This window comes from Rhizobium sp. 01L410 (assembly GCF_056400165.1).
The window spans coordinates 393,603-419,406 of sequence record NZ_JBFTST010000002.1; the positions used below are offsets into that span (position 1 = coordinate 393,603).

Here is a 25,804-nt window from a genome sequence, read left to right on the forward strand (position 1 = left end):
TAATGCTGTTGCGCTTTCGTTACGCCGCCGTCTTCAGCGGCTGCGCTGCTTGGTGCGCACGGCTGCGGTGCGGCGCTTGCTGACCTGCTTCTTGGCGGTCTTGCGCGGGGCGGCAGCCTTCTTGAACCGGCCTGTTATTGCTGAGCGCGTCTGACGTTTCGTGCGCTTCGTCGTGTTGCTTCCGGTGGTCTTTTTCAGGATCTCCTTGAGAACGCTTTCGACCACGCCGTTGACAAGTTCCTTGATAAGATCGGCCATTCAATGCCCCCTGCGATACAAACCGGTTCCCAGGCTATTGAATTCCGGATGTTTTAGGTTAGCAAGCGGAGTTCGCGTCCGTTCGTGCTTTTTCCGCCTTATTTGGCGTGCAAGGCGGCGGCCAATGGCGCCATGGGGCTTGCCGGAAAGATAGTGATGGAACTGATCAGGAAGCGGGTGGTCCTGCATTTCCCGGGCTTCGAGCCGCTGGATGGACGCGCGCAGCGGGCGCGCTACGAGCGCTCCGCCAAGCAGAGTGCTGCGGCCTGGAATTACGCGGTCGAGACGGGAGACGCCGAAACATCCGATTATCCTCTGCGCTTTACCGTTCATGCCAATGCGCCGGCTTGGCAGACCGAAAACACGATCCACATCTTCGACCACGACGAACTCGTCCAGTCGCTTCGCAATAAGCCTTTGGCGCGGCGGATGGCGGATGGATTTGCCGCGGCAGCGAGGATTATCGCCGATGGCGCAATGACCGGCTATTTCCGCCACGCGTGGCGCTTCGGCCTCTTCTTCATCTTTCCCTTTCTGCTGATGATGCTCGGCATGCTGCTGACTGCCGCCATCGCGCTGCTGCCTGTTGGGGGCGGTTTTGCCGCATGGCATCTGGTCTGGAGCCTGCCGCTTGCCGGCATCTTCTTTGCCTTTGTGTTTCTGCCGTTCACGGAACGATTCCATACGCTGCACCTGTTTGCCGATTGGGAGATGGCTGTTGGGCTGGGGCGCATGAACAAGTCGCAATTCCAGGACTTTCTGGAGCGCTGTGCTCTGGCCGCGCGTGCGGCTCTTGCGGAAGAGGCGGACGAATATGTCATCTCATCGCACAGCATGGGCTCAAGCGTGGCTGCGCATGTTCTCGGGATGCTGCTTGAGCGTGAACCGGGCCTGCTCGATGGCAAGCGTGTCGTTTTCGCCTCGCTTGGCTCCGCGGTGCTGCAATGTGCGCTGCTGAAGTCTGCCACCCTGTTGCGGTCGCGCGTCGGCGCCATTGCCCGAAATCCCGCGATCTTCTGGCTCGACGTTCAATGTCTGACGGACGCCATCCATTTCTATAAGGTTCCGGTGGTCGCCGTTTCCGGTCACGGTGATGCGCCGCAGGCAAAGATGCTGTTCATCCGCGTCAAGCAGATGCTGACGCCCGAGCACTACAAGAAGATCAAGCTCGATTTCCTGCGGGTACACCGGCAATATGTGCTTGGCCCTGATTTGCAGGCGTCCTTCGATTTCACGCTGCTGACCGCTGGGCCGTTGGCGGGAACGGTGATGGCTGACGGGGCGTTGAAAGCGGGGCTAGCAGAGATCAGCTAACGGAAAAGTTGGTGATCGATGCGAAACAGCTTGAAATCCGATGACGATGGATTGTTGATCTGGATCAGTCCCGGCCAGGTGCCGCCTTGCGCAAGCGCAGCATAGACCGGCGCTTGGCTCGCGTCGACCGGTAGCGGAAACGCACAGACGGCGACATAATCAAAAGGAGCGGCTGCTTCTCTTCGGATTTCGCTGTCTGCGGACGTGAAGAGTTCGAACATGCGCTTCATGCCGGGCGAGGCGCGGTGAAATGGAAGCGCTGCGACCGAGAAACCCGGAGGCAGGGCGAACGCAAGCGGAAGCGAAAGCCCGGCCGGAACGGCGATCTTGCCCGGCGCGACAGATGACAGAACCGAGAAATCCTGGCCCTCACACTCGCTGTAGGCCATGTAGTCGATCGCGTCGTAGCTCTGTTCCTGGGGCGGGAAAACCAGACGGAGCAACAACGCGATCGCGATGACCGATACCAAAGCGGCGCCGACGAAGCGCTGAACCTGCTTGCCGTTTGGCCCAAAGCTCTCGGGAACGGTCGCTATTTGCAGTGCGTACGGCAGAAAAAGCGGTACGAAAGCGAAGGTAAATCGGATGTTTCGGGTCTGCAGCAGTGTTATCGCAAGACTGGCGACGGCGATTGCAAAGACGATGGCAAGACCGGCATTTCCCCGCCGGGCGGCTTGAAGAATGGCCGGTAGTGCCGCAATGGCGATACACACGAGTACGCCAAGCATCATCAGGATCGTGAACTGCGGATGCTGGAAATAGTATATAAAACTGAATTCCTGCGGAACGCGGTCAAGCCAGTCGTGACGCGACAGCGGATCGATCATCCAGTAGGGGCCGGATAGACATCTCGGGAAGATGTAGGCCGTCACGCCTAAGAATGCGCCGCCCATTGCCGTAAGGGCAGCAATCTTGATTGGTGCTGTCTGCCGATGCAGCACCAATCCGCCAATCAACAGAATCGATGAACAGCCCAGCGCCAGCACGATGTACGGAGCCGAGAAGGAATCGCATTGTGTCGATCTTATTCCTGCAGGTCCGATGAATGCGAAGGCTGCGGGCAATGTCAACACCAGGATCGTGGCCGCCGCGCCGAGAAGGACATCCCGGGATCCGGCGATCTGAAAGATGAAGCAGCCCACCAGCCCCAGAAAGGCGACGGCGATCAGCGGCAGACCCTCAAGGCCGACGATGATGCAGATCATCGTCCCGATGCCCATCAGAATTCCACCGCCTCGGCTCCAGCGCTCCAGGCCGACACCGATCATCAGCAAGCCCAGGATCTGCATGTTGTGATGGTCTATGCGCGTGGGAACGAACTCCCAGATCGCATAGGTCATAAAAACGATACTGATGACGAGGATCGGATAGCTGATGACGACGCCGCTGCGCATCTGCCGGGAGAAGAACATGGCCGTCAGAGCGCTGAAGCCAATAAGCATCGCTGGCGGCCAGATATGGAATGCGATCTGGAGCGCGTGCTCCGGTCCAAATGCCGGCGAGAGCAGATAGGCAATCGTCACAAAGGGGAGGTCGATCAGCCGCGACCAGGGCGATGTGTAGGGTTCTGGCGTTGCAATAACCGGCAGACCGAGATCAAACCAGTGTCCGCCACCGAGGAAAAGATGACGGATCTGAAGTTCCCGCATCTTGTCGTCGATATCGCCGAGAAACGCCTGACCGTCGGCCAGATCCAGGAGGGCGATGATCAGGCTGAGCGGCGCGATGATCGCAAATACTCTCAGCCAGGAAGAAGAACGGTCGCTACTCTCTGCCTCAGCTGCAATGCCCGGGAAACCAGAAGTCATGCCAATATCCGCCGCTCTCGTGTGCGGGGGAATTATGGACGGCAGACGATTAAAATTGCGCTAGGGCGCGGAAGGGGCCGAAAAAGAAAATGCCCGGCTTGGCCGGGCATCCATCTGTCTTATTCCGGCGCCGATGTCTGAAGCGCCAAGGCGTGCAGGATGCCGCCCATGTTGCCTTTCAGCGCCTCGTAGACCATCTGGTGCTGCTGAACGCGGCTCTTGCCGCGGAAGGCTTCGGCGACGACTTCGGCGGCGTAGTGATCGCCGTCACCCGCGAGGTCGCGGATCGTCACCTTGGCACCGGGGATCCCGGACTTGATCATGTCTTCGATGTCGCCGGGTTTCATGGGCATGATCGATTTACTCCTTGCGCATCATTCGGCAGCGACAAGCGCGTTGCCGCCGTCCATGAATTTAGGGAACCACGATTCATGGGCATTGCGCAATTGCTGAATGGGCAGCGAGATCAGATCGTCGACAACAAGGTTCTCACCGGAAACAGAACCAAGGCGGCGGAACGGTACGCCGGCACCTTCCGCATTGGCACAAACGAAGTTTGCGACATCGGCCTTGACTGCGATCACATAGCGGGCCTGGTCTTCGCCGAAGAGCAGGGCATGGGCGGCACCCTTGCCCTCTGACAGCGTGACATTGAGGCCCTTGCCCGACGACATTGCCATTTCGGCAAGCGCCAGCGCCAGACCGCCGGACGAAATATCGTGGCAGGCGGAAACCTGGGCATTGCGGATCGCGGAGCGGACGAAGTCGCCATTGCGGCGCTCTGCAAAGAGATCGACCTCCGGCGCCGGACCATCGGTGCTGCCGATGATGTCGCGCAGGTAGATCGAAGAGCCGAGATGGCTGCCGTCGGTGCCGATGAGGATCAGCTGGTCGCCTTCGGACGCGCTGCCGATGCGGGCCATCGACTTCCAGTCGGGCAGCAGGCCAACGCCGGCAATGGTCGGGGTCGGCAGGATGGCGACGCCGTTGGTCTCGTTGTAGAGCGAGACGTTGCCCGAGACGATCGGGAAGTCGAGTGCGCGGCAGGCTTCACCGATGCCCTTGATGGATTCGACCAGCTGGCCCATAATTTCGGGCTTTTCCGGATTGCCGAAGTTCAGGTTGTCGGTCGCAGCCAGCGGCTCGGCGCCGGTGGCCGTGATGTTGCGCCAGCATTCGGCAACAGCCTGCTTGCCGCCTTCGAACGGATCGGCCTCGACATAGCGCGGCGTGACGTCCGAGGAGAAGGCGAGCGCCTTGGTCGGATGGCCCTCGACGCGGACGACACCGGCGTCGCCGCCCGGCAGCTGCAGCGAGTTGCCCTGGATCAGCGTGTCATACTGCTCGTAGACCCAGCGGCGGCTCGACTGGTTGGCGGAGCCGACGAGGTCGAGCAGGGCCTTGTTGTAATCGGCGGGTGCTTCGACGAGTTCGGCCGGGAGCGGCGCGCGCTTGCCGAATTCGCGCCATGGGCGGTCGTATTCCGGAGCCTGATCGCCGAGATCCTTGATCGGCAGGTTCGCGACTTCCTCGCCCTGGTGGACGCAACGGAAGCGCAGATCGTCGGTGGTCTTGCCGACGATGGCGAAATCGAGGCCCCACTTGACGAAGATCGCCTTGGCGACCTCTTCCTTCGACGGTTCGAGAACCATGAGCATGCGCTCCTGGCTTTCAGACAGCATCATTTCATAGGCGGTCATCTGCTCTTCGCGGACGGGAACCGTGTCGAGGTCAAGCAGGATGCCGAGGTCGCCCTTGGCGCCCATTTCTACGGCAGAGCAGGTGAGGCCGGCGGCACCCATGTCCTGGATGGCGATGACGGCGCCGGTCTTCATCAGCTCGAGGCAGGCTTCCAGCAGGCACTTTTCGGTGAAGGGGTCGCCGACCTGAACGGTCGGACGCTTCTCTTCGATCGACTCGTCGAATTCGGCCGATGCCATCGTCGCACCGCCAACGCCATCGCGGCCGGTCTTGGCGCCGAGATAGACGACCGGCAGGCCGACGCCCTTGGCTTCCGACAGGAAGATGGCGTTCGACTTGGCGAGGCCTGCAGCAAAAGCGTTGACGAGGATGTTGCCGTTGTAGCGGGCATCGAACTCGACTTCACCGCCGACAGTGGGGACGCCGAAGGAATTCCCGTAGCCGCCGACACCGGCGACAACGCCGGAGACGAGGTGGCGGGTCTTGGGGTGGCTGGGTTCGCCGAATCGCAGCGCGTTCATCGCGGCAATCGGGCGGGCGCCCATAGTGAAGACGTCGCGCAGAATGCCGCCAACGCCCGTCGCCGCACCCTGGTAGGGCTCGATGTAGGACGGGTGGTTGTGGCTTTCCATCTTGAACACGACGCAGTCGCCGTCATCGATATCGACGACACCGGCATTTTCGCCCGGACCCTGGATGACACGCGGTCCCTTGGTCGGCAGCGTGCGCAGCCACTTCTTCGAAGACTTGTAGGAGCAGTGCTCGTTCCACATGGCCGAAAAAATGCCGAGCTCGGTGAAAGTCGGCTCGCGGCCGATCAGATCCAGAATCCGCTGATATTCATCCGGCTTCAGGCCGTGGCTGGCGATGAGTTCGGGGGTGATCGGGCGGGTATTGGATATGGTCATGAGCTCTCGAAAGTCCCTGCCGTTGCGCGTTTTGGGGTGTCTTTAACCCAAGTTGGCGCGGCGCGCGACAGGAAAATGCCCGCCGTCAACAAAGACGGGACGGAGCGCCTTTCGAAGCGGCAAGTGCCTAGAATTTGTAGCCAAGTTGAAGGCCGGCACGGGTCATGCCGTTGTTCGGGCCATCGCAGAGATTGGCATGCGAGGAGTGGGCGACCTGGGCCATGACATTCCAGTGATTGTCGAAACGGTAGCCGGCGCCGATATATTCGTGAAACAGCACACGGCAGCCAAGCGCCGGGCCGTCGTCGTTCTCATCCAGTTCACCCGTGTGGATGACGCCGCCGAAACCCGCTTCGGCGAAGACCTTTTCCGAAAAGTCGGCGGTCCAGGAAAAGCCGGTGAAGACCTGTGTTGCCGATCCGGATGTGCCGATCGACGTTCCCAAATGGATGCGCGGGCGGGCCAGTTTCTGCAGGCCGGTGGCCTCGTCGTGGCCGAACGGATCGAAGAACAGCGTCAATTCAGGGAAGACGCCGTCCTCATGTTCGCTGCCGCCCTGGATGGAGGCCGAGGCGCCGAAGCGCAGTTCGTCGAATATCTGATCCTGCGCATGGGCAGGGAGGCTCGCTGATCCGGCAATGAGAACGGCGGCTGCAGATGCTGACAGGAAACGCAACGCCACTTCACGGATACAAGCGTCCATAGGCTTTTCCTCGCGCCCATCGAATCACAGCCGCGGCTGTTATTCGATTGGAACTCAGCGTGAGACGCCGGTAAAGAGGCCCCTAAAATATGACAGGGTTCGGAACTGCGATGGCGCGAAAATGCAACAGGTCACACTTCGCTGTCATAGGACGAGACGCCGCTTTCCAGCAGGCGGCGGAGGATCATCATTCCCTTGGCAAGCTCGGCGCTGCCGCCCGGCGATGAGAAGGCAACGCGGACACGGTGGAACACGCGCTCCGAGCGGGCCGCCTTGAACTCGTCCTCGTCGTCAACAAGCACGCCCTCCTGATAGGCGGCATTCTTGAATGTGCCCGAGAGCCAGGGTTCCGGAAGCTTCAGCCAGAGGAAAGGCACATGCGGATGCGACACGAAGTCGAAACCGCCGAGGTGTTCTCTGACCACGGCCTGGCGCGATGCCAGCTCCTTGACGCAGGCGGCGCGAATGCGCTCCGCTTCGCCACTCTCTACAAGACGGGCCGCGGTCTCTGCCAGAATGAAGGGCAGGCCGCCGGTTATCATCTTGTGGGTGACCTTGATGCGCTGGGCGAAATGCGGCGGGCAGGCGACCCAGCCGCCGCGAACCCCGGCTGCGACCGATTTCGACAGGCCGTTGACGAGGAAGGTACGCTCGGGCGCCAGTGAGGCCAGCAGCGGTGCATCGTCTCCGGTCATGCCACCATAGAGATCGTCCTCGATCAGCCAGACACCGTGGCGGCGGGCAATGTCGGCGATGGCCACGCGGCGCTCCGCCGGCATGGTTGCCAGCGTCGGATTGTGGGCTGTTGGCATCAGGAAGGCGATCTTTGGGTGCTGCTGATGGCAGACGCGCTCGAAATCTTCGGGGATGACTCCGTGCTCGTCGGAATCGACGATGATGGTGCGGCGGCCGAGAATGCGGGCGCTGCGGCTGACCTGCGTGTAGCTCAGGTTTTCGAAAACGATCTTGTCACCGGGCGCAGACATGGCCGAGATCACCGCGATCGCGGCAGCATGGACGCCAAGCGTCGGCACGATGTTTTCGGCATCGGGCGTCCAGCCGTTGCGCGCAAGCCATAGGCGTCCGGCAGTGAACCAGTTGGTTGGGAAATGCCGCGAGTAGGACGAGACCTCGGCCATGTGCTGTTCGCCGATCTCACCGAGAATGCCGCCAACGATCTTGCCTTGGCCAAGGTCCGGCGCCGCTGTCGTGTCGAAGCGGATCTTGTTTGGCGGCGCATCGATGGCACGCGTACCGCCAAGCGATAGCGTCAGCGGATCGGCCTGTTCGTTGGGTGCCACCTGCGTGCGATCGAGAACGTAGGTCCCGCGTCCCACTTCCCCGGCAACCAGTCCGCGTTCATGCACCAAGGCGTAGGCCCGGCCGATCGTGCCGATTGTCACCCCGATATCGTAGGCGAGGTTTCTCTGTGGCGGAAGCTTGCCGCCGGCGGGCAGGGCGCCGCTGGCAATGGCGGATTCGATGCTATCAGCCAGCCGCATATAGACCGGACCGGAGCCGCGCGAGAGATCAGGGAGCCAATTTGTCATGGTGACAATGAATAGATTGTCACCGTTGATCTGTCAACTTTATGAGACATTACCGCCAAGCAAGATGACAGGAGAACGGCGATGTCGATAGTACAGCAGATCAAGGGTGGTAATGTATCGATTGTGTCGGTCGATGGTCCGCACGTGATCGTTCCCCGGGTCGAGACGACTGGTCAATCTTGGCTCCAGCGCATGTGGAATGGATTTCTCGTCTGGCACGAGAAGCGCGAGGGAAGACGTGCCCTGCGCGAACTCACGGCGGATCAGCTCAAGGATATCGGTCTATCGCAATCTGATGCTGCGCGCGAAGTCGGAAAATCGACCTTCTGGGACTGATCAGCTGCAGGCTTTGCTGCCCGATGACCAGCGATTGACGTCGGCGGCAATGCGGGCAGAGACCGGCTGCGACATCATCGGGCCGAAGGCCTGGAGCTTCGCGGGATTGCCTTCCGCCTGCACTACCAGATGCGGCAACCCAGCCGGGCTGTTCTTGTGTACGACGAGGATGCGCGGGCGGCCGGAAAAGGAATTGAGTTCCGGTGCCAGGCGGTAGGTGGCGAAGGATGCCTCGCCCGACTTGAACCAGCAATTATTGGCACCGACAGCGACGCGTTCCATGGTGGAGAGCGCGTCGCGGTTTGCGCTGACGGGAGGCGCCTTGGACTGGCAGGACGCAGCCAGCATTCCGATGACAGCAAGAGCGGCGGCAGCCGTGAAGGTGGTCGCAATGCGCATCGGTGGTCTCCCATGGTGGTTTAGATCCACCTGATATCCGGCGAAGGTTAAGCGGCGATTACGTCGAGCGCCGAAGCGAAGAGACCGCGGCCGTCGGAGCCGCCATGGGCTGCTTCGATCAGGTTTTCCGGATGCGGCATCATGCCGAGAACATTGCCGCTCTCGTTCACCACGCCAGCGATATCGTTGATCGAGCCGTTCGGGTTCGTTCCCTCGGCGTAGCGGAAGACCACCTGGCCGTTGCCTTCGATCTTCGCCAGCGTCTCGGCGTCGGCGAAATAGTTGCCGTCGTGATGGGCAACGGGCGAGCGGATGATCTGGCCCTTGGCATAGGCGCGGCTGAAGTCGGTATCGGCGTTGACGACCTCAAGCTTGACTTCGCGGCAGACGAATTTCAGCGAGGCGTTGCGCATCAGCGCGCCGGGCAGGAGGCCTGCCTCGACGAGGATCTGGAAGCCGTTGCAGACGCCCAGAACCTTGGTGCCCTGCTTGGCCTTCTCGATGATCGCCTGCATGACCGGCATGCGGGCAGCAATGGCGCCGCAGCGCAGGTAATCGCCGTAGGAGAAGCCGCCCGGGATGACGATCAGATCGACATCCGGAACCTGCGTTTCCGTCTGCCACACCGTTACCGGGGTGTGACCGGAGATCTTGGTGAGCGCTGCGATCATGTCACGATCGCGATTGAGACCAGGGAGCTGAACGACGGCGGACTTCATGGGTGCGGTTCAAACCTTGCTTGTGCTTCTGCGAGTTCTCGAAGTTCTAGGCGATTTTCAATGCGATCGAGACGATCGAGAACCTGCCCCATCGTCCCGCGCATATTGTTGATGTCGCCTTGCATCACATGCATGTAATTTCGGAGGCCGATGATTTCCTGACGCACATCGCGCTGCCCTTCCTTGAAGGTGGCGATCTCTGCTTGAATCTTTCTCAAGACTTCAAACAGCAATTCTTGCGTCAGCTCAGCCATCGCGCATTCTCCGCAACCTTCAGTCGAGAGAAATAGTATAATTCTCGATAACGGTGTTGGCGAGGAGTTTTTCGCACATCGCTTTCAGGTCGGATTCGGCCTTGGCCCTGTCCGCACCTTCGAGCTGCAGGTCGAACACCTTGCCCTGGCGGACATTGCCGATACCAGCGAATCCAAGGCCGCCGAGAGCGCCTTCGATTGCCTTGCCCTGCGGGTCGAGAACGCCATTCTTGAGCGTGACGGTTACACGAGCTTTGATCACTTGCCTGTCTTCCCTGACTTACTTGACCAATACGGGCCCGGTGCCGCGCACGGGCTCGTTTTCATTGATGATGCCGAGGCGCCGCGCGACTTCGGAATAGGCTTCCAGCAAGCCGCCCATATCGCGGCGGAAGCGGTCCTTGTCCATCTTTTCCTGCGTTTCGATATCCCACAGACGGCAGCTATCCGGCGAGATTTCGTCGGCCAGGATGATGCGCATCATGTCGCCTTCGAAGAGGCGGCCGCACTCGATCTTGAAATCGACGAGCTGGATGCCGACGCCAAGGAAGAGGCCGGTCATGAAGTCGTTGACGCGGATGGCAAGCGCCATGATGTCGTCGAGTTCAGCGGGGTTGGCCCAGCCGAACGCGGTGATGTGCTCTTCCGAAACCATCGGGTCATCGAGCGCATCGGACTTGTAATAGAATTCGATGATCGAGCGTGGAAGGACGACGCCCTCCTCGATGCCGAGGCGCTTGGCCAGCGAACCGGCTGCAACGTTGCGCACGACGATCTCGAGCGGAATCATCTCAACTTCGCGGATCAACTGCTCGCGCATGTTGAGGCGACGGATGAAATGCGTCGGGATGCCAATCTTGTTCAGATGGTTGAATATGAACTCGCAAATGCGGTTGTTGAGAACGCCCTTGCCGTCGATAACTTCGTGTTTCTTCTTGTTGAAGGCGGTGGCGTCATCCTTGAAGAACTGGATCAACGTACCCGGTTCCGGTCCCTCATATAGAATCTTGGCCTTGCCCTCGTAGATACGGCGGCGACGGTTCATTTTAAGCTTTTCTCTGTCTTGGCGCTCTTGGGATAGCGCAGTGGATCGATCTCGTGGCGTCCCCATAAAGGAAAAGAGTCACTTTCACAATGCGCCAGTAACTCCTTCCCCGGATTCCCAAGATATAGGGATGCGGTCTGAGAGAATCGAAGATATTGCGGATATCAGCCTACAGAGTTTTGATGACTGTTGGAAATCAAAGCCGTGGGACGCGCCGGTTATGCAGGCTTATTTGGTGGCGTTGCGCTTGATCTCGCGGCTGAGGCCGCTTTGCAGCGCCCGCGCTCCGCCTTCCTGATGGCGCCAGCTTGCCGCCTGGACATAGGCCGGAATTTGCGCTGCGGGCATTGGCCGGGCAAGCGCGTAGCCCTGCAGCACGTCACAGCCGAGATCGGCGAGAATGCGGACGTGATCCATGGTCTCGACGCCTTCGGCCGTCACCAGGATGTTCAGCGAGCGGCCGATATCGATGATCGAGCGCACGAGTTTTCGCTGTTCCGCCGATTGCGGCAACATGCGGATCAGCTCGCGGTCGATTTTCAGCGTCCGCGGGCTGAGCTTCAGAAGGCTGACGATCGAGGCGTGACCGGTTCCGAAATCGTCGATCTCGATATCGATGCCGAGCCTGCGGAAATGCCGGAGGTTGGCGATCACGGCGTCGTCGCAGTCATCGAGCGAGATCGATTCCAGCAGCTCGAAAGAAAGCGTGCCCGGAGCAACCTTGAGGGCGCGCAGCTTCTTACCAAGCGCCGGATCGTTGAGGCGGCTGGACGAGACGTTGACCGAGATTTTCGGCGCAAGGAATCCGTCCTTTGCCCAAACGGCGCGGTCGGCGAGGGCATGTTCGAGAATGAGCCCGTCGATCGTAGAGACGACGTCGAGATCCTCAGCGATCTTCAGGAAGCGGTCAGGCGCCATCAGTCCGTGTTCGGGATGCTGCCACCGCGCTAAGGTCTCGACGCCAGCGACTTCGAGCGTGCGGGCATGGAACTGCAGCTGGTAGACGGGTACGAATTCGTGGCGCTCAAGGCCCTGCAGGATTTCGTCGGCCAGGCGTTTGGCGGCAATGATGCTGCGGCGCGCGTCCTTGGAGAAGAATTCGTGGCGGTTCCGGCCCGCACCCTTGGCGCGGTAGAGGGCGATATCGGCGTTTAGCAGAAGCTGCTTGGCGTCCAGATCGGCGCCGCTGTCGGCGGCTATGCCGATGCTGGCGCCGAAGCGGCATTCATGGCCTTCGTAGCGGATCGGCTTGGAGAGTTCGCGGATGATGCGGGCCGCCATGTTCGACAGCTTCTTGGTGCCGCTTTCGACGGCGCAGAGGACGACGAACTCGTCGCCGCCGATGCGGGCAACGAAATCCGTCGAGCGGACGCAGTCCTTCAGCACCTTGGCGGCATGTTTCAGCATCGCGTCGCCGGCGCGATGGCCGAGCGTGTCGTTAATCTGCTTGAAGCGGTCGAGATCGATATGCAGTACGGCAAGCGTCAGCCCGCCCTTACGGCATTCTTCGGCGCGTTCTTCAAGCGTGCGGTCGAGGTAGCGACGGTTCGGCAGGCCGGTCAGATAGTCGTGGAGAGCGAGATGCTCGATGCTCTCCTTGGCGGCTTCAAGTTCCTGGTTGCGCGCCTCGGCGAGGTTCTTGGCATTCTGCAGGTCGTTGCGAAGCTTGACCTCTTCCGTGACATCCCAATTGGCGCCGATCAGCTTGCGCTTGCCTTCGGCATCGACGAAGAAGGCGGACCGGGCGCGAATAACGCGCTCGAGGCCGTCGGTCCGGATGATGCGGAACTCGTGCAGCAGGCCCTGGTCCTTGTCGAGGCTCTCGTCCAGCTTGGCGAGCGCCGCGGTTCGGTCATCGGGATGCAGCATCTGTTCCCAGGCCTCGCCCGGCTGGATGCGAGCCGTGCCTTCGAGGCCGTACATGGTGAGAAGCCGGTCGTCCCATTCGACGGTGCCAGCCTCTAGATCAGCTTCGAAGACGCCGATGCGGGTGATGTCGAGCGCCAGATCGAGGCGGCGGGAGAGATGCTCCAGCATCTCCTCGGCGCGCTTGCGGGCGGTAATGTCGGTGTCGGTGCCGACGATGCGGGCAGGATTGCCGTCCTCATCCCACTCGACGCAGGCACCGCGGCATTCAATCCAGACCCAATGTCCGTCCTTGTGCCGCTCGCGATACTCGAACACCTGGTATTCCGGGTCGCCGGCGATCTGCCGCTCGATCGCCTTGATCACGAAGTCGCGGTCATCAGGATGGAGGAGGGCCAGCCACTCTTCGTAGTCGCCGTTAGCTTCTTCATCCGGGCCCATGCCGCGGATTTCTTTCCAGGTCTCGGAATAGTATTTGGTGCCGCTGCGATGGTTATGATCCCAGACGCCGAGGCCGGAGCCGATCAGGGCGTAGTTCCACCGGCTTTCGCGTTCGGCCAGATCCGGCGTATCGCGCACTTCGAGCTGCCGCTTGTCCGCCGGCTTGGCGGGCTTCAGCTCTACGGTTGCCGGATGGTCTTGTCTGGATCGCTTCAAATGCGCGCACTCGATTCATTCGCCTCGGCGCATTATCGTAGCGTTCACTGAAATATCTATTAAAACTCAGGGGTGCCGCGTGGTCAGGGCTTCAGTTTCGACAGAAACTGCGCAAAGACCATCGTGCCCTCCGGCCACGGACCGTGACCGGACTCGGCGTTGATATGTCCAGACTCGCCAGCATCGATCAGCATCGAACCCCAGCTGGCGGCGATATCGTCGGCATGCTCGTAGGTACCGAACGGATCGTTGCGGCTGGCGACGGTGAGTGTCGGGAACGGCAGCGGATCGCGCGGATAGGGGCCGAATGTCATCAGGTGCTTCGGGCGGATATCCGGATTGGCGACATCCGGGGGAGCGACCAGAAACGCGCCAGCCACCTTGTTCTTGAACTGCGGGATCGCATGGATCACCGAGGGGATGCCGAGCGAGTGGGCGACGAGCACCACCGGGCGCGTGGAGGCGTTGACCTCCTCGGCGATCCGGGCAGCCCAATCGTCGCGAACTGGCTTCGACCATTCCGCCTGTTCGACACGGCGCGCCGTGCTGAGCTTGGCTTCCCAGCGGCTCTGCCAGTGATCGGGGCCGGAATTGGTGTAACCGGGAATGATGAGAATATCTGCGTCTGAAACCTTCATGATGCCGCCGATGTGAGAAAGCTTGACCCGTCTGTCAAGGGAAGACGGGACAAAGGCGGCAAAATTTGTTATCGTTTGGCGATTGCCGGTTGCGGATTTCGTGTCGGCCGCCTCAAAGCCGATGCTTTTTCCGCCGCCGGTGTACGGCTCACGGAGGAGAAAGCCATGACGGCATTCCATGTCATGACGGGAGCAGGCGAAGCCTATGCGCATCCCGCCATAAACAAGATCAGCATTGCAGACGTCTTCGACGCGCTGAAGCGCGGACTGGACGATTTTCGCGAAAAGCCGTCTCACTATGTCTTTCTGTGCCTGATGTATCCGGTCGCCGGTGTGTTCCTGGCCGTCGCAACATCGAGCGCCAATTTGCTGCCGATGATCTTCCCCCTGATTTCAGGCTTCGCGCTGATCGGCCCGATCGCGGCGATCGGTCTTTATGAGATCAGCCGCCGCCGCGAAACCGGGCTCGATACGTCCTGGACCCATGCGCTCGACGTCCGTCATTCTCCGGCGCTGCCCTCGATCATTGCGGGCGGGCTGCTGCTCTTCGCCTTCTTCGTCGTCTGGCTGGTTGCAGCACAGACGCTCTACAGCAATCTTTTCGGCGACGTCTTCCCGCGCTCGGTCGAGACATTCTCGGCGCAGATCTTCGGAACGCCCGATGGTATGCAGCTGATGCTCTGGGGCAACGTGCTCGGGCTCGTCTTTGCCATCGTCGTGCTGGCGACGACGGTCGTGACGTTCCCTATGCTGCTCGACCGCGATGTCGGTCTGGTGGCTGCCATGGGTGCCTCGATCCGGGCAACGGCGGCCAATCCGGTGCCGGTGTTCTTCTGGGGGCTCATCATTGCGGTGCTGCTCGTCATCGGCAGCATTCCGCTGTTTGCCGGACTGGCGCTCGTGATGCCGATCCTCGGACATGCGAGCTGGCATCTCTATAGAAAGCTCGTTGCGCCGGCCTGATCTGGCCGGTTCGGGCGCCACCGGAACTTTGCGGCCTTCCTCCGAGTTGTCTTGCGATATCTTTGAGGGAGGCAGCGCATGGAAGGTGCCAAAAAACTCTTTGCGCATTTCGCGACGAAGATCTCCGAGTTGGCGGGCGCGCCCGTCACCTTCGTTCTTGCCGTCATCTCCGTTCTTGTCTGGGCCGGGCTTGGCCCGGTTTTCGATTATTCGGAGACCTGGCAGCTGGTGATCAACACCGGCACCACCATCGTCACCTTCCTGATGGTTTTCGTGCTGCAGAACGCCCAGACGCGCGATACGCGGGCGATCCAGGCGAAGCTCGACGAGATCATCCTGACCAGCCATGCCGAGAACCGCTTCATCGGGATCGAGAACCTCGACGAGGACGATCTGAAGCATCTCGACCGGCTGGTCGCCAAGGCCGCCAAGGGCCGGCGCGACGCGCAGGAGGATGGTGGGGACGTTAAGCTTGCCGATGAAGACAGGAGCGGCAAGGGCCCGAAACGGCAGCAGGCCGCTACTGTTGCAAAGAAGGCCAGTGTTGCCGTCAAGAGATCAGCGTCTGCAAAGGCGGCCGGGCGCAAGCCGACGGATGCGAAAAGCCGCAAGCAGAAAACAAAAACGGCGCCCTGAGGCGCCGTTTGCGATGCCGATGGACGGTATCAGCCGAAGACGCGCTTGAAGATCGTGTCGACATGCTTGGTGTGATAGCCAAGGTCGAACTTCTCGCGGATCTGCTCTTCGGAGAGCGCGGCGCGCACCTCCTGGTCGGCGAGCAGCTCTTCGAGGAAGTCCTTGCCCTGTTCCCAGACCTTCATGGCGTTGCGCTGTACCAGGCGGTAAGCGTCCTCGCGGGAGACGCCAGCTTGCGTAAGGGCAAGCAGAACGCGCTGCGAGTGAACAAGTCCCCGGAACTTGTTGAGGTTCTTTTCCATATTCTCAGGATAGATCACCAGTTTCTCGACGACGCCGGCAAGGCGGTTGAGGGCAAAGTCCAGGGTGATCGTCGTATCCGGGCCGATGGCGCGTTCGACGCTCGAGTGGCTGATATCGCGCTCATGCCAGAGGGCAACGTTTTCCATCGCCGGAACGACCGACATCCGCACGAGGCGTGAGAGGCCTGTCAGGTTTTCGGTCAGGACCGGGTTACGCTTGTGCGGCATGGCCGACGAGCCTTTCTGGCCCGGCGAGAAGAACTCTTCGGCTTCCAGAACTTCGGTGCGCTGCATGTGGCGGAATTCGGTGGCGATGTTTTCGATCGACGAAGCGATGACGCCGAGCGTGGCGAAGAACATCGCGTGGCGATCGCGCGGGATGACCTGGGTCGAGACCGGCTCCGGCGTCAGGCCGAGCTTGGCGCAGACATGCTCTTCGACGCGCGGGTCGATATTGGCGAAGGTGCCGACGGCACCCGAGATCGCGCCAGTGGCGATTTCGGCGCGGGCAGCGACGAGGCGGGCGCGGTTGCGGTCCATTTCGGCGTAGAAGCGGGCAAGCGTCAGGCCCATCGTCGTCGGCTCGGCATGGATGCCGTGGCTGCGGCCGATGCGGACGGTGTCCTTGTGCTCGAAGGCGCGGGTCTTCAGGGCGGCGAGCACGCGATCGACACCGGCAAGCAGGATGTCGGCGGCGCGGACGAGCTGGACGTTGAAAGTGGTGTCCAGCACATCCGAAGAGGTCATGCCCTGATGCACGAAACGGCTGTCGGGACCGACGAATTCGGCCAGATGGGTCAGGAAGGCGATGACGTCGTGCTTGGTGACGGCTTCAATCTCGTCGATGCGCGCGACGTCGAACACGGCCGCGTTGCCCTTTTCCCAGATGGTCTTTGCCGCGTCCTTGGGGATGACGCCGAGTTCGGCGAGCGCATCGCAGGCGAAGGCTTCGATCTCGAACCAGATGCGGAACTTGGTTTCGGGCGACCAGATGGCGACCATCTCTGGGCGGGAGTAACGCGGGATCATGGCTCACTGCTTTCGTTGGTAGACAAAACTTGCTGGCGCCCCTGTAGCAAAGACGGGCGGCAATCTCAACGCATGCGTTTCGCCAGCGCGAAACTGGTGGCGAGCAGGCAGATCAGGCCGAAGGGCAGGAACAGCCGGACGCCGAGTACCGAGAACTGGTAGACGGCATTGGCGCCGGTGAAGATGAACTCGAAAATCCAGATGACGCTGCCGAAGGGCGCATGCCATCGCGAATAGAAGACGCGGTAATCCATCGAAAACAGAAACGCCGTCATCAGGATCGTGCCAATCGTCAGGCAGGCGAAGAAAGCGGCGAAGCGTGTCTCGATCGGGCGCCGGAAAGCGAAGAAGCGAGCGAGCGGCAGCATGAAGGGCCAGGCGAACAGGCCGCCGAAGAAATAGAGCAGCGCGAGTTCGGCAAGATGGCTGGTTTCGAAGCGGTTGCGCAGATAAAGCGCCGCGGTCGCCGAGGCCGTCATCATCAGGCCCCAGAGCAGGGCGCCCGCAAGGACATCCAGCAGCGGTGGCTTTGCGGCGCGCAGGCGTTCCATGGTCAGCGGGCGATCGCGGAGAGTGCCGTCATACGCGGCCGGCTTCGGCTGCTGCCCGCAATGCGGCGATCTCGCTGCGATAGGCTTCGGGCGATCCCGCCTTGAAGATCGCCGAACCGGCGACGAGCACATTGGCGCCAGCCTTGCCGACAATGGGTGCTGTTTCCAGCGTCACGCCGCCATCGACCTGCAGCTCGATCGGCCTGTCACCGATCAGGGACTTGGCGGCGGCGATCTTTGCGGCCATCGCCGGAATGAATTTCTGGCCGCCGAAACCGGGGTTCACGGACATGATGAGGATCAAGTCGATATCGTCGATGACGTTTTCGATGACGGAGAGCGGTGTTGCCGGATTGAGCGTCACGCCGACCTTCTTGCCGAGATTGCGGACGGTCTGCAGCGAGCGGTGCAGATGCGGGCCGGATTCGGCATGAACAGTGATGCGGTCGCAACCGGCCTTGGCAAAGGCTTCGAGATAAGCGTCGACCGGCGCGATCATCAGATGGCAGTCGAAGGTGGCGTCGGTATAGGAGCGCACCGACTTGATGACATCGGGGCCGAAGGAAATGTTCGGAACGAAGTGGCCGTCCATGACGTCGAGATGGATCCAATCGGCGCCGGCTGCGGTCACGTCTCGGATTTCCTGTCCGAGCTTGGCGAAGTCGGCGGCGAGGACGGAGGGGGCGATGCGGATCGGCAGCGTCATGGGGAACTCTCTCTCGTTAAGATGCTCGACGCGGATTTAGCAGCGTAGGACGCGGCGGGCAACTGATCGAGGTGCCCGATCTGCAGCATCACTCCGAGGCCGCGCCGAGGATCGTGAAGGCGCCGTTGCGCCATTCCTGCAGGCGGTAAGGGTTGTCCGTCAGTTCGTGATTGGCTCCGAATGTGACAGGACCTATCGGCGTCTCAAAGCGCGTGCCGGTCAGCACATCGGGGAGCGGCTTGCCGTTTGCCGCGGAGACCGCCTGCTGTGCAATCGCGGCGGCTGCGGCTGCGGGAAGCACATAGCCTTCCGGTTCGATGCCCTGTTCGCGCGTCGCCTGGGCGGCAGCCTTGCCATCCGGCTGGCTTGCATATTCGGGGATCGCGATAGCGTGCACGCCGTCCGCCAGCGCCAGCGGTTGATTGGCGGCCCGCATCGCGTCGCCGCCGAGGATATCGAGCGGGATTTTTTCGGCTGCCGCATCGCGGGCGATGATCGCCACGTCCGAGCGGTCGCCGCCGATGAAGACTTTGGCGGCGCCGGCGCGTTTCAGCCGGCGAACAAGCGCGATCTGCTGTTCCTGGCCCGGCCGGTAGGTGTCGGTGAAGGCCGCCTTCAGGCCGTTCTGCTCAAGAGCGTTCCTGACGGCTTCGGTCAGTTCGCGGCCGTGGATCGTGCCGTCCTCGATGAGTGCGATCGGCGCGGCCGCCCAGTCGCGCAGGATAACCTCGATGATGCGAGCGGCTTCAGCCCCATCAGGCGGGCCAAGACGGAAGAGCGGCCAGCCGTTCTTCAGTGAATCTTCCATCAGGATACGGGAACGGACGGACACGGTGATTGCGGGGATATTGGCATCCTTCAGCTTCGGCAGGGCGCCTTCCAGCGTCTCGCTGCAGAGAAAGCCGATGGCGACCTGGACCTTGGCGGCGATCAGCGCGTCGGCAATCGTGCCGCCGCTGTTGTCCTCGCAGGGTTCGTTGACCGCGACGAAGGTGTTGCCATCCTTGGTGACCTGAAAATTCGCACCGGCGAAGATCTGGGTTCCGAGCTGCTGGAGATTGCCGCCCTGGGGGGCAACGACGCCGATGGTGATGCCAGCTGCATGGCCTGCCGGCGCCGCCATCAGCAGTATCGAAACAGCAGCTATGCCACGCAGAATATTCATAAAAGTCGCCGGCTCCTGACCTTTGTCCATGCCCTTTTATCCGGCGAATACTAATCGTCAAAGAAAAACAGCGTAATAGGCAGCATTTCGTCGCGTTCATTGTAGAAAATGTAACCGATGGCGGCCATATTAGTGACATAACAACAAGCGGCGAGGCCGCAGGAGACCTTCTGTGTTGAGCAGGCAACCGATCGATCCAGCGCTGTATCGCGATGCCATGAGCCGCTTTGGCGGGCATGTCCAGCTGGTGACGACGGCGCTCGGCGATCAGAAGCGCGGCGTGACGATCACTGCCGCATGCTCCGTCTCCGACAGTCCGGCCTGCGTGCTCGTCTGCCTCAACAACAGCAACCCGAAGAACGAGATCTTCTTCCGCAGCGGCATCTTTGCGCTGAACACGCTGGGCGCCCATCATCAGGGGCTGGCGGACGCCTTTTCCGGACGCATGAAGCTCGACAACGAGGACAGGTTCTCGACGGGCAAGTTCGAGAAGCTGGTAACCGGGGCGCCGGTGCTTTCGGATTCACTCGCCTCCTTCGATTGCCGGGTCATGGAAATCAAGGAGATGTCAACGCATCACGTCATCTTCGGCGAGGTGGTCGGCGTGCGTTTCGACGAAACAAAACCGGCTCTCCTCTATATGAACCGCGACTATCACACGCTATAACTTCTCCAAAAGGGAGGAGACATGGCTGATCAGAGCGCGCCGCTTCTGCCGCAGTCGATCGATGAAACGATCGCGCTGCTCGGCGGGCAGGATTATCTTGCGGGCCGGGCGCTCGGCACCGTGCTTTTCCTGGCATTGAAGATGAAGCGGCCCTTGTTTCTCGAGGGCGAGGCGGGCGTCGGCAAGACGGAGATCGCCAAGGTTCTGTCCAGGGCGCTCGGGCGGCCGCTGATCCGGCTGCAGTGCTACGAGGGGCTGGATGTCGCCTCTGCCGTCTACGAGTGGAACTACCCGGCACAGATGCTGGAGATCCGGCTGTCGGAAGCCTCTGGCCTGACCGACCGTGCGCGGATTGAATCCGATATCTTTTCCGAGCGCTACCTGATCCGCCGCCCGGTGCTGCAGGCGCTTTCCTCCACAGACGGGCGTGCGCCGGTTTTCTTGATCGACGAGCTCGACCGTACCGACGAGGCCTTCGAGGCCTTCCTGCTGGAGGTCCTGTCCGATTTTCAGGTGACTATTCCCGAGCTCGGGACGATCAGGGCAGACGAACCACCCATCGTCATCATCACCACAAACCGCACGCGTGAGGTGCACGATGCCCTGAAGCGGCGCTGCCTCTACCACTGGGTCGATTATCCCGAGGCGCAGCAGGAGCTTGAGATCATCCGCCGGAAAGTGCCTCACTGCAACGAGACGCTGTCGCGCCAGATCGTTGCCTATGTGCAGCAGCTACGGACACTCGATCTCTTCAAGAACCCAGGCATTGCCGAGACGATCGATTGGGCGACGGCGCTGACGGAGCTCGACCGGCTGGCGCTCGACCCGGAAACGATTTCCGACACGATCGGCACGCTGCTGAAATATCAGGACGATATCGCCCGCATTCAGGGCGGCGAGGGCGCACGGGTGCTGAAGGATGTCCAGGACGTTTTGCGGGTTGCGGGATAGGCGATGCAGGGCGAGAAGGCAGAGGATGGTATCGTCGTTCCGCCGCTTCCGCTGGGTGACGGCCGGTTTGCCGACAATATCGTTTTCTTCGGCCGGACGCTGCGCAAGGCGGGACTGAAAGTTGGCCCAGCGGCGATCGCTGACGCCATCGAGGCGGTGGAAGCGATCGGCATGGGATCGCGCGACGAGTTCCATGCGGCGCTCTCGGCCGTCTTCGTCAAACGGCATGAGGATGCGGCTGTCTTCGACGAAGCCTTCCGGCTTTTCTGGCGATCGCGCAATCTCGTCGAGAAGATGATCGCGATGATGTCGCCACGGGCGCCGGATACGCGGGAGAAGGAAAAGCAGAGACCGGGAGAGACCCGGGCAAGCGATGCGCTGCTCGGTGACCGGCGCGCCGACAAGCCGCCGCGCGAAGAGCCCGATATCGAGATCGATGCGCGCTTCACGATGTCGGGCAACGAGATCATCCGGCGCATGGATTTTGCGCAGATGTCGGCGGCGGAAATGGCACTCGCCAAGAAGGAGCTGGCACGCCTGCAGCTGCCGCTCGACCGTGTCACCACCCGGAGATTCAAGCCATCGCATCGCCACGCGACGGTCGATCCCCGTGCAACGATGCGCGCCGCCCTTCGCACCGGAGGATCGCTGATCCTGCCGCGCTACCGCGAGCGCAAGGAGATCCAGCCGCCCTTGGTGGTGCTCGCCGATATTTCCGGCTCGATGAGCCAATATACACGGATCTTCCTGCACTTCCTGCATGTGCTGACCGAGCGGCGGCGCCGCGTCAGTACCTTTCTGTTCGGGACGCGGCTGACCAACGTGACGCGGCAGATGCGCAACAAGGATCCGGATCAGGCACTGGACGAATGCGCGGCCGCGGTCAACGACTGGTCGGGCGGAACGCGGATCGGCGAGACGCTGCACGAGTTCAACCGCCTCTGGGGCCGGCGCGTGCTGGGGCAGGGCGCCGTGGTGCTGCTGATTACCGACGGACTGGAGCGCGAGGGCGTCGAGCAGCTTTCGGCCGAGATGGACCGGCTGCACCGCTCCTGCCGGCGGCTGATCTGGCTCAATCCGCTGTTGCGCTTCGACGGCTTCGAGCCGCGGGCGCGCGGCGTTCGCGCCATGCTGCCGCATGTTGACGAATTCCGGCCGGTCCACAATCTATCATCCCTGAGTGATCTTGCTGCGGCGCTCGAGTCCGGCCGAGCCGAGGCCTACCAGCCGCGGCGCTATCTGGAGAGAATGAGAGGCTCTGCATGAGCGAGACGTCAGTTGGTCTCGATCCGCTGATGACGGCGGAAGCCTGGAGGAAGAGTGGCCGCGATGTGGCGATCGCCACGGTCATCGAAACTTGGGGTTCGGCGCCGCGGCCTGCGGGCAGCCATCTGGTGATCGATGCCGACGGCAATTTCGAAGGCTCCGTTTCCGGCGGCTGCGTCGAAGGTGCCGTCATCACCGAAGCGCTCGATGTTATCGGCAGCGGCGAAGCGAAGATGCTGGAATTCGGCGTTGCCGACGAGACGGCCTGGCGTGTCGGGCTTTCCTGCGGCGGACGGATCCGCGTCTATGTCGAAAGGCTCGGCTGATGGAGCTGGCGGCGCTTGAGCGGCTGAATGCCTTGAGGCAGGCACGGATCGCGGCCGCACTGGTCACCGATCTCGGTGGTGGCCCGGCGAGCGTCATTTCAGAAGGTGATCGGCTCTCCGGCGCGCTTGGCGAGGCCACAGCGGCGGCCTTTCGCTCGGGGCGCTCGAGCATTGTGGAGGCCGATGGCGGGCGCTATTTCCTCAACGTCCATCTGCCGCCACCTGATATCGTCATCATCGGCGCGGTCCATATCAGCCAGGTGCTGGCGCAAATGGCAGCGCTGGCAGGCTTCGACGTCAGGATCATTGATCCACGGACGGCTTTCGCGACGCCGGAGCGTTTTGCGGGGATCGACTTGACGGCCGATTGGCCGGTCGATGTCCTGAAGCACAAGCCGCTCGATGCCTATACGGCGCTGGTCGCGGTGACGCACGATCCGAAGATCGACGATTTTCCGATTGCCGAGGCTCTGCGCCGCGGCTGTTTCTATGTCGGCGCGCTGGGAAGCCGGAAGACCCATGCTTCGCGTCTCGAGCGGTTGAGGGCCGACGGTTTCCCGGATGAGGCGCTGGCGCGCATCAACGGGCCGATCGGGCTCAATATCGGTGCAGCCAGTCCGGCAGAGATCGCCGTCGCCATCTTGGCGCAGATCATTGAGGCGCTGCGCTCGCGCAATCTCCTATCTCCGAAGGGTGACATGGGATGAAATTTGGCGAGTTTCCGGTCACCGTTGCGGAAGGACTGATGCTGGCGCATGCGGTGAAACTGCCCGGCCGGACCTTGCACAAAGGCCACCGCGTTTTGCCGGAGGATATCGAAACGCTCCAGCGGGCCGGTATTGTCAATATCACCGCAGCGCGCATCGAGGACGGGGATCTGAGCGAAGACGAAGCAGCGCGGCAGCTCGCTGCGGCAATTGCTCCGGATCATTTGCGCTTTTCGGAAGCCGCCACAGGGCGGGTGAATGTCTATGCGGCGGCAGATGGGCTGTTTGTCGCGGACCGCGCCATCGTCGACCGCGTCAATCGCATCGATCCGGCAATCACGCTTGCCTGTCTTGCTGATCATGCGCGCGTGCGGACGGGCGACATGGTGGCGACTTTCAAGATCATTCCGCTTGCGGTGTCAGGAAGCAAGGTCGAGGCTGCCTGCGATGCTTTGCGGGCTGCGATGGCCTTCGAGGTCAAGCCTTTTGCCGAATATGCGGTATCGCTTGTCGCCACCGAACTGCCGTCGCTAAAACCGGTGGTCATGGACAAGACGGCGCGCATTCTGGAGCGGCGGCTGGCAGCCTCCGGCAATCGGTTGGCACGCGAGCAGCGTGTGGCTCACCGGCGTGACGCAGTCGCTGCCGCCATCAGTGAGGCAATGGTGGCTGCCGATCGCTTTCCGAAGCTGGTGATCGTCTTTGGGGCCTCGGCCGTCATCGACGAGGATGATGTGATCCCGGCGGCGATCCGGCAGGCCGGCGGAGAGATCCTGAGCGTCGGCATGCCCGTGGACCCCGGCAATCTGATGGTACTTGGGCGGATCGGGGAGACCTATGTCGTCGGTGCGCCGGGCTGTGCCCGCAGTCCGAAGGAGAACGGTTTCGACTGGGTGCTGGATCGCATCCTGGCTGGAGAGAAACCCGATGCCCATGATCTGACGGGCATGGGTGTCGGAGGGTTGCTGATGGAAATCGAGACACGGCCGCGGCCGCGGGACAGTGCCGAGGATCGTCACTGGCCGGTGACGGTTGCCGCGGTCATCCTGGCGGCGGGCAAAGCCAGCCGTATGGGTGAGGGTGGTGCCCACAAGCTGCTGGCGGAGTTCGACGGCAAGCCGCTGGTGCGCCGTACCGCCGAAACCGCGCTCGCTGCCGATGCGGCATCCGTCATCGTCGTGACTGGTCACCGGGGGAGCGAGATCGAGGCTGTACTCGCCGGATTGGGTTTGGCGTTCATCGGGAACACCGATTATGCGTCCGGCATGGCAAGCTCGCTGATATCAGGATTTTCGGCTTCGCCGGCACGCGACGCGGATGGCGTGCTTGTCATGCTCGCGGATATGCCGGGCGTGACGGCTGCCGATCTCGACGCCCTGATTTCCGCCTTCCGCACGGCGTCCGGACGGGCGATCGTTCGCGCGGTGTCCTGCGGCAAGCGTGGCAACCCGGTCATTCTTCCGCGCTCGCTCGGCGATGCCGTGATGCGGCTTGAAGGCGATGTCGGGGCGCGGCATATCATCGAGACATCCGGATTGCCTGTGATAGATGTCGATATCGGCGATGCGGCGCATCTGGACGTGGATACGCCGGAGGCTGTTGTGGCGGCCGGTGGCATTTTGAGTGGGTAGAATGGATACGGCGGCGATCGAGGAAATGTTTCAGGGCCTCGGCCCTGTCACCATCAAGCGTATGTTCGGCGGCAAGGGAATCTATCACCTCGGCCGGATCATCGCGATCGAGCTGCGCGATGAAATGCTCCTGAAGGCTGACGAGAAGAGCGCGCCGGAATTTGCCGATGCCGGCGCCAGCCAGTGGTCCTACGAGGGCAAGAAGGGCAATCAGGTGAAGATGCCCTACTGGTCTATCCCCGAGAATGCCTATGATGATCCGGACGAGATGGCGAAATGGGTCAGGCTTGCCTACGAGGCAGCGCTGCGGGCCGAGTAGTCAGCGGAGGTCGGTGTCGCCGAGGAAATAGATTGCCGCACGGGCAAATTCGGAGAGTGGCTGCGGCAGCTCGTTGCGGCCGAACCAGCCGAAATCGGAAAGCTTATCCGGCTCAGTGATCTCGGGATTGCCGCGAAACTCGTCAGCGATGTAAAGCAGCGAAATCCAATGCTGCCTGTCGGCCTGGCTGAGCACCTCCGCCGGACCAAGCAGTCTGACAGTGCGGATTTCGAGGCCGGTTTCTTCCTCAGCCTCGCGGCGTGCGGCCTCGGCTGTGGATTCCATAAAATCCACCTTGCCGCCTGGAATGCTCCAGTGACCCGGTTCGGGCGCCTTGACGCGCTTATAGAGAAGAATCTTGCCGTCGCGCAAAATCACCAGGCCTACGCCGAGGCCTGGGAAATCGATGCCGGGCTGACCCATCGCGGG

The 25,804-nt window shown here is 61.7% G+C and carries 29 protein-coding genes; 11 read left to right on the forward strand and 18 right to left on the reverse strand.

The window, feature by feature from the left end:
- Positions 1-33 precede the first annotated feature (33 nt).
- Complete coding sequence (locus tag AC1DV9_RS06440) at positions 34-258, reverse strand: hypothetical protein (protein ID WP_477946777.1); 225 nt, start codon at positions 256-258, stop codon at positions 34-36.
- A gap of 156 nt (positions 259-414) precedes the next feature.
- On the opposite strand from AC1DV9_RS06440, the gene AC1DV9_RS06445 reads away from it, so the two are divergent.
- Positions 415-1,572, forward strand: coding sequence for a hypothetical protein (locus AC1DV9_RS06445; RefSeq protein ID WP_112516301.1), 1,158 nt, complete (start codon positions 415-417; stop codon positions 1,570-1,572).
- On the opposite strand, the gene AC1DV9_RS06450 is transcribed toward AC1DV9_RS06445, so the two are convergent.
- The 5 genes from AC1DV9_RS06450 to AC1DV9_RS06470 all read right to left on the reverse strand — a co-directional run bounded on the left by AC1DV9_RS06450 (position 1,569) and on the right by AC1DV9_RS06470 (position 8,242).
- Entirely contained in the window at positions 1,569-3,380 is a 1,812-nt protein-coding gene (locus tag AC1DV9_RS06450; RefSeq protein ID WP_477946779.1) for a hypothetical protein, read from the reverse strand. The genes AC1DV9_RS06445 and AC1DV9_RS06450 overlap by 4 nt on opposite strands.
- A 119-nt stretch (positions 3,381-3,499) precedes the next feature.
- The gene (locus AC1DV9_RS06455; protein WP_112387257.1) at positions 3,500-3,733 is read right to left on the reverse strand and encodes a BolA/IbaG family iron-sulfur metabolism protein; all 234 of its coding nucleotides are present in this window, start codon (positions 3,731-3,733) and stop codon (positions 3,500-3,502) included.
- A 21-nt stretch (positions 3,734-3,754) separates the two neighbouring features.
- Positions 3,755-5,989, reverse strand: a complete 2,235-nt coding sequence (gene purL / locus AC1DV9_RS06460; RefSeq protein ID WP_477946781.1) for a phosphoribosylformylglycinamidine synthase subunit PurL — start codon at positions 5,987-5,989, stop codon at positions 3,755-3,757.
- A 127-nt stretch (positions 5,990-6,116) separates the two neighbouring features.
- Positions 6,117-6,692, reverse strand: coding sequence for an acyloxyacyl hydrolase (locus tag AC1DV9_RS06465; RefSeq protein WP_477946782.1), 576 nt, complete (start codon positions 6,690-6,692; stop codon positions 6,117-6,119).
- A gap of 131 nt (positions 6,693-6,823) precedes the next feature.
- A complete protein-coding gene (locus AC1DV9_RS06470; protein ID WP_477946783.1) occupies positions 6,824-8,242 on the reverse strand; it encodes an aminotransferase-like domain-containing protein in 1,419 nt (472 codons plus the stop codon).
- Positions 8,243-8,323: 81 nt separating this feature from the next.
- On the opposite strand from AC1DV9_RS06470, the gene AC1DV9_RS06475 reads away from it, so the two are divergent.
- Positions 8,324-8,578 carry a DUF1127 domain-containing protein gene (locus tag AC1DV9_RS06475; RefSeq protein WP_477946785.1) on the forward strand — a complete coding sequence of 85 codons (255 nt, stop codon included), beginning with the start codon at positions 8,324-8,326 and terminating at the stop codon, positions 8,576-8,578.
- Here AC1DV9_RS06475 and AC1DV9_RS06480 read toward each other — a convergent pair whose 3' ends face one another.
- From AC1DV9_RS06480 to AC1DV9_RS06510, 7 genes are all read right to left on the reverse strand, one after another.
- Complete coding sequence (locus tag AC1DV9_RS06480) at positions 8,579-8,977, reverse strand: hypothetical protein (RefSeq protein WP_477946787.1); 399 nt, start codon at positions 8,975-8,977, stop codon at positions 8,579-8,581. It lies immediately after the preceding gene.
- Between the two features lie 47 nt (positions 8,978-9,024).
- Positions 9,025-9,696, reverse strand: a complete 672-nt coding sequence (gene purQ / locus AC1DV9_RS06485; protein ID WP_477946788.1) for a phosphoribosylformylglycinamidine synthase subunit PurQ — start codon at positions 9,694-9,696, stop codon at positions 9,025-9,027.
- The gene (locus AC1DV9_RS06490) at positions 9,693-9,950 is read right to left on the reverse strand and encodes a hypothetical protein (protein WP_112516161.1); all 258 of its coding nucleotides are present in this window, start codon (positions 9,948-9,950) and stop codon (positions 9,693-9,695) included. The genes purQ and AC1DV9_RS06490 overlap by 4 nt, the downstream gene beginning before the upstream one ends.
- A gap of 19 nt (positions 9,951-9,969) precedes the next feature.
- On the reverse strand, positions 9,970-10,212 hold the full coding sequence (purS, locus tag AC1DV9_RS06495) for a phosphoribosylformylglycinamidine synthase subunit PurS (RefSeq protein WP_477946790.1): 243 nt from the start codon (positions 10,210-10,212) through the stop codon (positions 9,970-9,972).
- A gap of 18 nt (positions 10,213-10,230) precedes the next feature.
- A complete protein-coding gene (gene purC / locus AC1DV9_RS06500; RefSeq protein WP_112387266.1) occupies positions 10,231-10,995 on the reverse strand; it encodes a phosphoribosylaminoimidazolesuccinocarboxamide synthase in 765 nt (254 codons plus the stop codon).
- Positions 10,996-11,223: 228 nt separating this feature from the next.
- Complete coding sequence (locus AC1DV9_RS06505) at positions 11,224-13,479, reverse strand: sensor domain-containing protein (protein WP_477946957.1); 2,256 nt, start codon at positions 13,477-13,479, stop codon at positions 11,224-11,226.
- A gap of 122 nt (positions 13,480-13,601) precedes the next feature.
- Complete coding sequence (locus AC1DV9_RS06510; protein WP_112516303.1) at positions 13,602-14,156, reverse strand: RBBP9/YdeN family alpha/beta hydrolase; 555 nt, start codon at positions 14,154-14,156, stop codon at positions 13,602-13,604.
- Between the two features lie 165 nt (positions 14,157-14,321).
- Here AC1DV9_RS06510 and AC1DV9_RS06515 point away from each other — a divergent pair, with 165 nt between their 5' ends.
- Together AC1DV9_RS06515 and AC1DV9_RS06520 are read left to right on the forward strand one after the other, a co-directional pair.
- Entirely contained in the window at positions 14,322-15,119 is a 798-nt protein-coding gene (locus AC1DV9_RS06515) for a DUF2189 domain-containing protein (protein WP_477946791.1), read from the forward strand.
- A gap of 78 nt (positions 15,120-15,197) precedes the next feature.
- Positions 15,198-15,755 carry a low affinity iron permease family protein gene (locus AC1DV9_RS06520; protein WP_477946793.1) on the forward strand — a complete coding sequence of 186 codons (558 nt, stop codon included), beginning with the start codon at positions 15,198-15,200 and terminating at the stop codon, positions 15,753-15,755.
- A gap of 29 nt (positions 15,756-15,784) precedes the next feature.
- On the opposite strand, the gene purB is transcribed toward AC1DV9_RS06520, so the two are convergent.
- The 4 genes from purB to AC1DV9_RS06540 all read right to left on the reverse strand — a co-directional run bounded on the left by purB (position 15,785) and on the right by AC1DV9_RS06540 (position 19,508).
- Complete coding sequence (purB, locus tag AC1DV9_RS06525; RefSeq protein ID WP_477946794.1) at positions 15,785-17,086, reverse strand: adenylosuccinate lyase; 1,302 nt, start codon at positions 17,084-17,086, stop codon at positions 15,785-15,787.
- 65 nt (positions 17,087-17,151) lie between these two features.
- Positions 17,152-17,637, reverse strand: a complete 486-nt coding sequence (locus AC1DV9_RS06530; RefSeq protein WP_477943035.1) for a hypothetical protein — start codon at positions 17,635-17,637, stop codon at positions 17,152-17,154.
- 28 nt (positions 17,638-17,665) lie between these two features.
- The gene (gene rpe / locus AC1DV9_RS06535) at positions 17,666-18,343 is read right to left on the reverse strand and encodes a ribulose-phosphate 3-epimerase (protein WP_112387271.1); all 678 of its coding nucleotides are present in this window, start codon (positions 18,341-18,343) and stop codon (positions 17,666-17,668) included.
- Positions 18,344-18,431: 88 nt separating this feature from the next.
- Positions 18,432-19,508 (reverse strand): ABC transporter substrate-binding protein, encoded by a 1,077-nt coding sequence (locus AC1DV9_RS06540; RefSeq protein WP_477946796.1) that lies wholly within the window; start codon positions 19,506-19,508, stop codon positions 18,432-18,434.
- A 172-nt stretch (positions 19,509-19,680) separates the two neighbouring features.
- Here AC1DV9_RS06540 and AC1DV9_RS06545 point away from each other — a divergent pair, with 172 nt between their 5' ends.
- From AC1DV9_RS06545 to AC1DV9_RS06575, 7 genes are read left to right on the forward strand one after another with little or no spacing between them, the layout of a single operon-like run.
- The gene (locus AC1DV9_RS06545) at positions 19,681-20,175 is read left to right on the forward strand and encodes a flavin reductase (protein ID WP_112516167.1); all 495 of its coding nucleotides are present in this window, start codon (positions 19,681-19,683) and stop codon (positions 20,173-20,175) included.
- Positions 20,176-20,196: 21 nt separating this feature from the next.
- A complete protein-coding gene (locus tag AC1DV9_RS06550; protein ID WP_477946797.1) occupies positions 20,197-21,126 on the forward strand; it encodes an AAA family ATPase in 930 nt (309 codons plus the stop codon).
- A gap of 3 nt (positions 21,127-21,129) precedes the next feature.
- Positions 21,130-22,392, forward strand: a complete 1,263-nt coding sequence (locus AC1DV9_RS06555) for a vWA domain-containing protein (protein ID WP_477946799.1) — start codon at positions 21,130-21,132, stop codon at positions 22,390-22,392.
- Entirely contained in the window at positions 22,389-22,718 is a 330-nt protein-coding gene (locus tag AC1DV9_RS06560) for an XdhC family protein (RefSeq protein WP_477946801.1), read from the forward strand. The genes AC1DV9_RS06555 and AC1DV9_RS06560 overlap by 4 nt, the downstream gene beginning before the upstream one ends.
- Positions 22,718-23,425 (forward strand): XdhC family protein, encoded by a 708-nt coding sequence (locus AC1DV9_RS06565; protein ID WP_477946802.1) that lies wholly within the window; start codon positions 22,718-22,720, stop codon positions 23,423-23,425. The genes AC1DV9_RS06560 and AC1DV9_RS06565 overlap by 1 nt, the downstream gene beginning before the upstream one ends.
- Positions 23,422-25,056, forward strand: coding sequence for an NTP transferase domain-containing protein (locus AC1DV9_RS06570; protein ID WP_477946804.1), 1,635 nt, complete (start codon positions 23,422-23,424; stop codon positions 25,054-25,056). Before AC1DV9_RS06565 ends, AC1DV9_RS06570 begins: the two co-directional genes overlap by 4 nt.
- Position 25,057: 1 nt before the next feature.
- Complete coding sequence (locus AC1DV9_RS06575) at positions 25,058-25,375, forward strand: TfoX/Sxy family protein (protein ID WP_477946806.1); 318 nt, start codon at positions 25,058-25,060, stop codon at positions 25,373-25,375.
- Here AC1DV9_RS06575 and AC1DV9_RS06580 read toward each other — a convergent pair whose 3' ends face one another.
- Positions 25,376-25,798 (reverse strand): NUDIX domain-containing protein, encoded by a 423-nt coding sequence (locus AC1DV9_RS06580; RefSeq protein ID WP_477946807.1) that lies wholly within the window; start codon positions 25,796-25,798, stop codon positions 25,376-25,378.
- Positions 25,799-25,804: the final 6 nt, after the last annotated feature.

Bases quoted from the DNA above. Each gene is read 5' to 3' on its own strand.
- AC1DV9_RS06440 (WP_477946777.1), bottom strand. From the start codon at position 258: ATGGCCGATCTTATCAAGGAACTTGTCAACGGCGTGGTCGAAAGCGTT.
- AC1DV9_RS06445 (WP_112516301.1), top strand. From the start codon at position 415: ATGGAACTGATCAGGAAGCGGGTGGTCCTGCATTTCCCGGGCTTCGAG.
- AC1DV9_RS06450 (WP_477946779.1), bottom strand. From the start codon at position 3,380: ATGACTTCTGGTTTCCCGGGCATTGCAGCTGAGGCAGAGAGTAGCGAC.
- AC1DV9_RS06455 (WP_112387257.1), bottom strand. From the start codon at position 3,733: ATGCCCATGAAACCCGGCGACATCGAAGACATGATCAAGTCCGGGATC.
- purL (WP_477946781.1), bottom strand. From the start codon at position 5,989: ATGACCATATCCAATACCCGCCCGATCACCCCCGAACTCATCGCCAGC.
- AC1DV9_RS06465 (WP_477946782.1), bottom strand. From the start codon at position 6,692: ATGGACGCTTGTATCCGTGAAGTGGCGTTGCGTTTCCTGTCAGCATCT.
- AC1DV9_RS06470 (WP_477946783.1), bottom strand. From the start codon at position 8,242: ATGACAAATTGGCTCCCTGATCTCTCGCGCGGCTCCGGTCCGGTCTAT.
- AC1DV9_RS06475 (WP_477946785.1), top strand. From the start codon at position 8,324: ATGTCGATAGTACAGCAGATCAAGGGTGGTAATGTATCGATTGTGTCG.
- AC1DV9_RS06480 (WP_477946787.1), bottom strand. From the start codon at position 8,977: ATGCGCATTGCGACCACCTTCACGGCTGCCGCCGCTCTTGCTGTCATC.
- purQ (WP_477946788.1), bottom strand. From the start codon at position 9,696: ATGAAGTCCGCCGTCGTTCAGCTCCCTGGTCTCAATCGCGATCGTGAC.
- AC1DV9_RS06490 (WP_112516161.1), bottom strand. From the start codon at position 9,950: ATGGCTGAGCTGACGCAAGAATTGCTGTTTGAAGTCTTGAGAAAGATT.
- purC (WP_112387266.1), bottom strand. From the start codon at position 10,995: ATGAACCGTCGCCGCCGTATCTACGAGGGCAAGGCCAAGATTCTATAT.
- AC1DV9_RS06510 (WP_112516303.1), bottom strand. From the start codon at position 14,156: ATGAAGGTTTCAGACGCAGATATTCTCATCATTCCCGGTTACACCAAT.
- AC1DV9_RS06515 (WP_477946791.1), top strand. From the start codon at position 14,322: ATGACGGCATTCCATGTCATGACGGGAGCAGGCGAAGCCTATGCGCAT.
- AC1DV9_RS06520 (WP_477946793.1), top strand. From the start codon at position 15,198: ATGGAAGGTGCCAAAAAACTCTTTGCGCATTTCGCGACGAAGATCTCC.
- purB (WP_477946794.1), bottom strand. From the start codon at position 17,086: ATGATCCCGCGTTACTCCCGCCCAGAGATGGTCGCCATCTGGTCGCCC.
- AC1DV9_RS06530 (WP_477943035.1), bottom strand. From the start codon at position 17,637: ATGGAACGCCTGCGCGCCGCAAAGCCACCGCTGCTGGATGTCCTTGCG.
- rpe (WP_112387271.1), bottom strand. From the start codon at position 18,343: ATGACGCTGCCGATCCGCATCGCCCCCTCCGTCCTCGCCGCCGACTTC.
- AC1DV9_RS06540 (WP_477946796.1), bottom strand. From the start codon at position 19,508: ATGAATATTCTGCGTGGCATAGCTGCTGTTTCGATACTGCTGATGGCG.
- AC1DV9_RS06550 (WP_477946797.1), top strand. From the start codon at position 20,197: ATGGCTGATCAGAGCGCGCCGCTTCTGCCGCAGTCGATCGATGAAACG.
- AC1DV9_RS06555 (WP_477946799.1), top strand. From the start codon at position 21,130: ATGCAGGGCGAGAAGGCAGAGGATGGTATCGTCGTTCCGCCGCTTCCG.
- AC1DV9_RS06560 (WP_477946801.1), top strand. From the start codon at position 22,389: ATGAGCGAGACGTCAGTTGGTCTCGATCCGCTGATGACGGCGGAAGCC.
- AC1DV9_RS06565 (WP_477946802.1), top strand. From the start codon at position 22,718: ATGGAGCTGGCGGCGCTTGAGCGGCTGAATGCCTTGAGGCAGGCACGG.
- AC1DV9_RS06570 (WP_477946804.1), top strand. From the start codon at position 23,422: ATGAAATTTGGCGAGTTTCCGGTCACCGTTGCGGAAGGACTGATGCTG.
- AC1DV9_RS06575 (WP_477946806.1), top strand. From the start codon at position 25,058: ATGGATACGGCGGCGATCGAGGAAATGTTTCAGGGCCTCGGCCCTGTC.
- AC1DV9_RS06580 (WP_477946807.1), bottom strand. From the start codon at position 25,798: ATGGGTCAGCCCGGCATCGATTTCCCAGGCCTCGGCGTAGGCCTGGTG.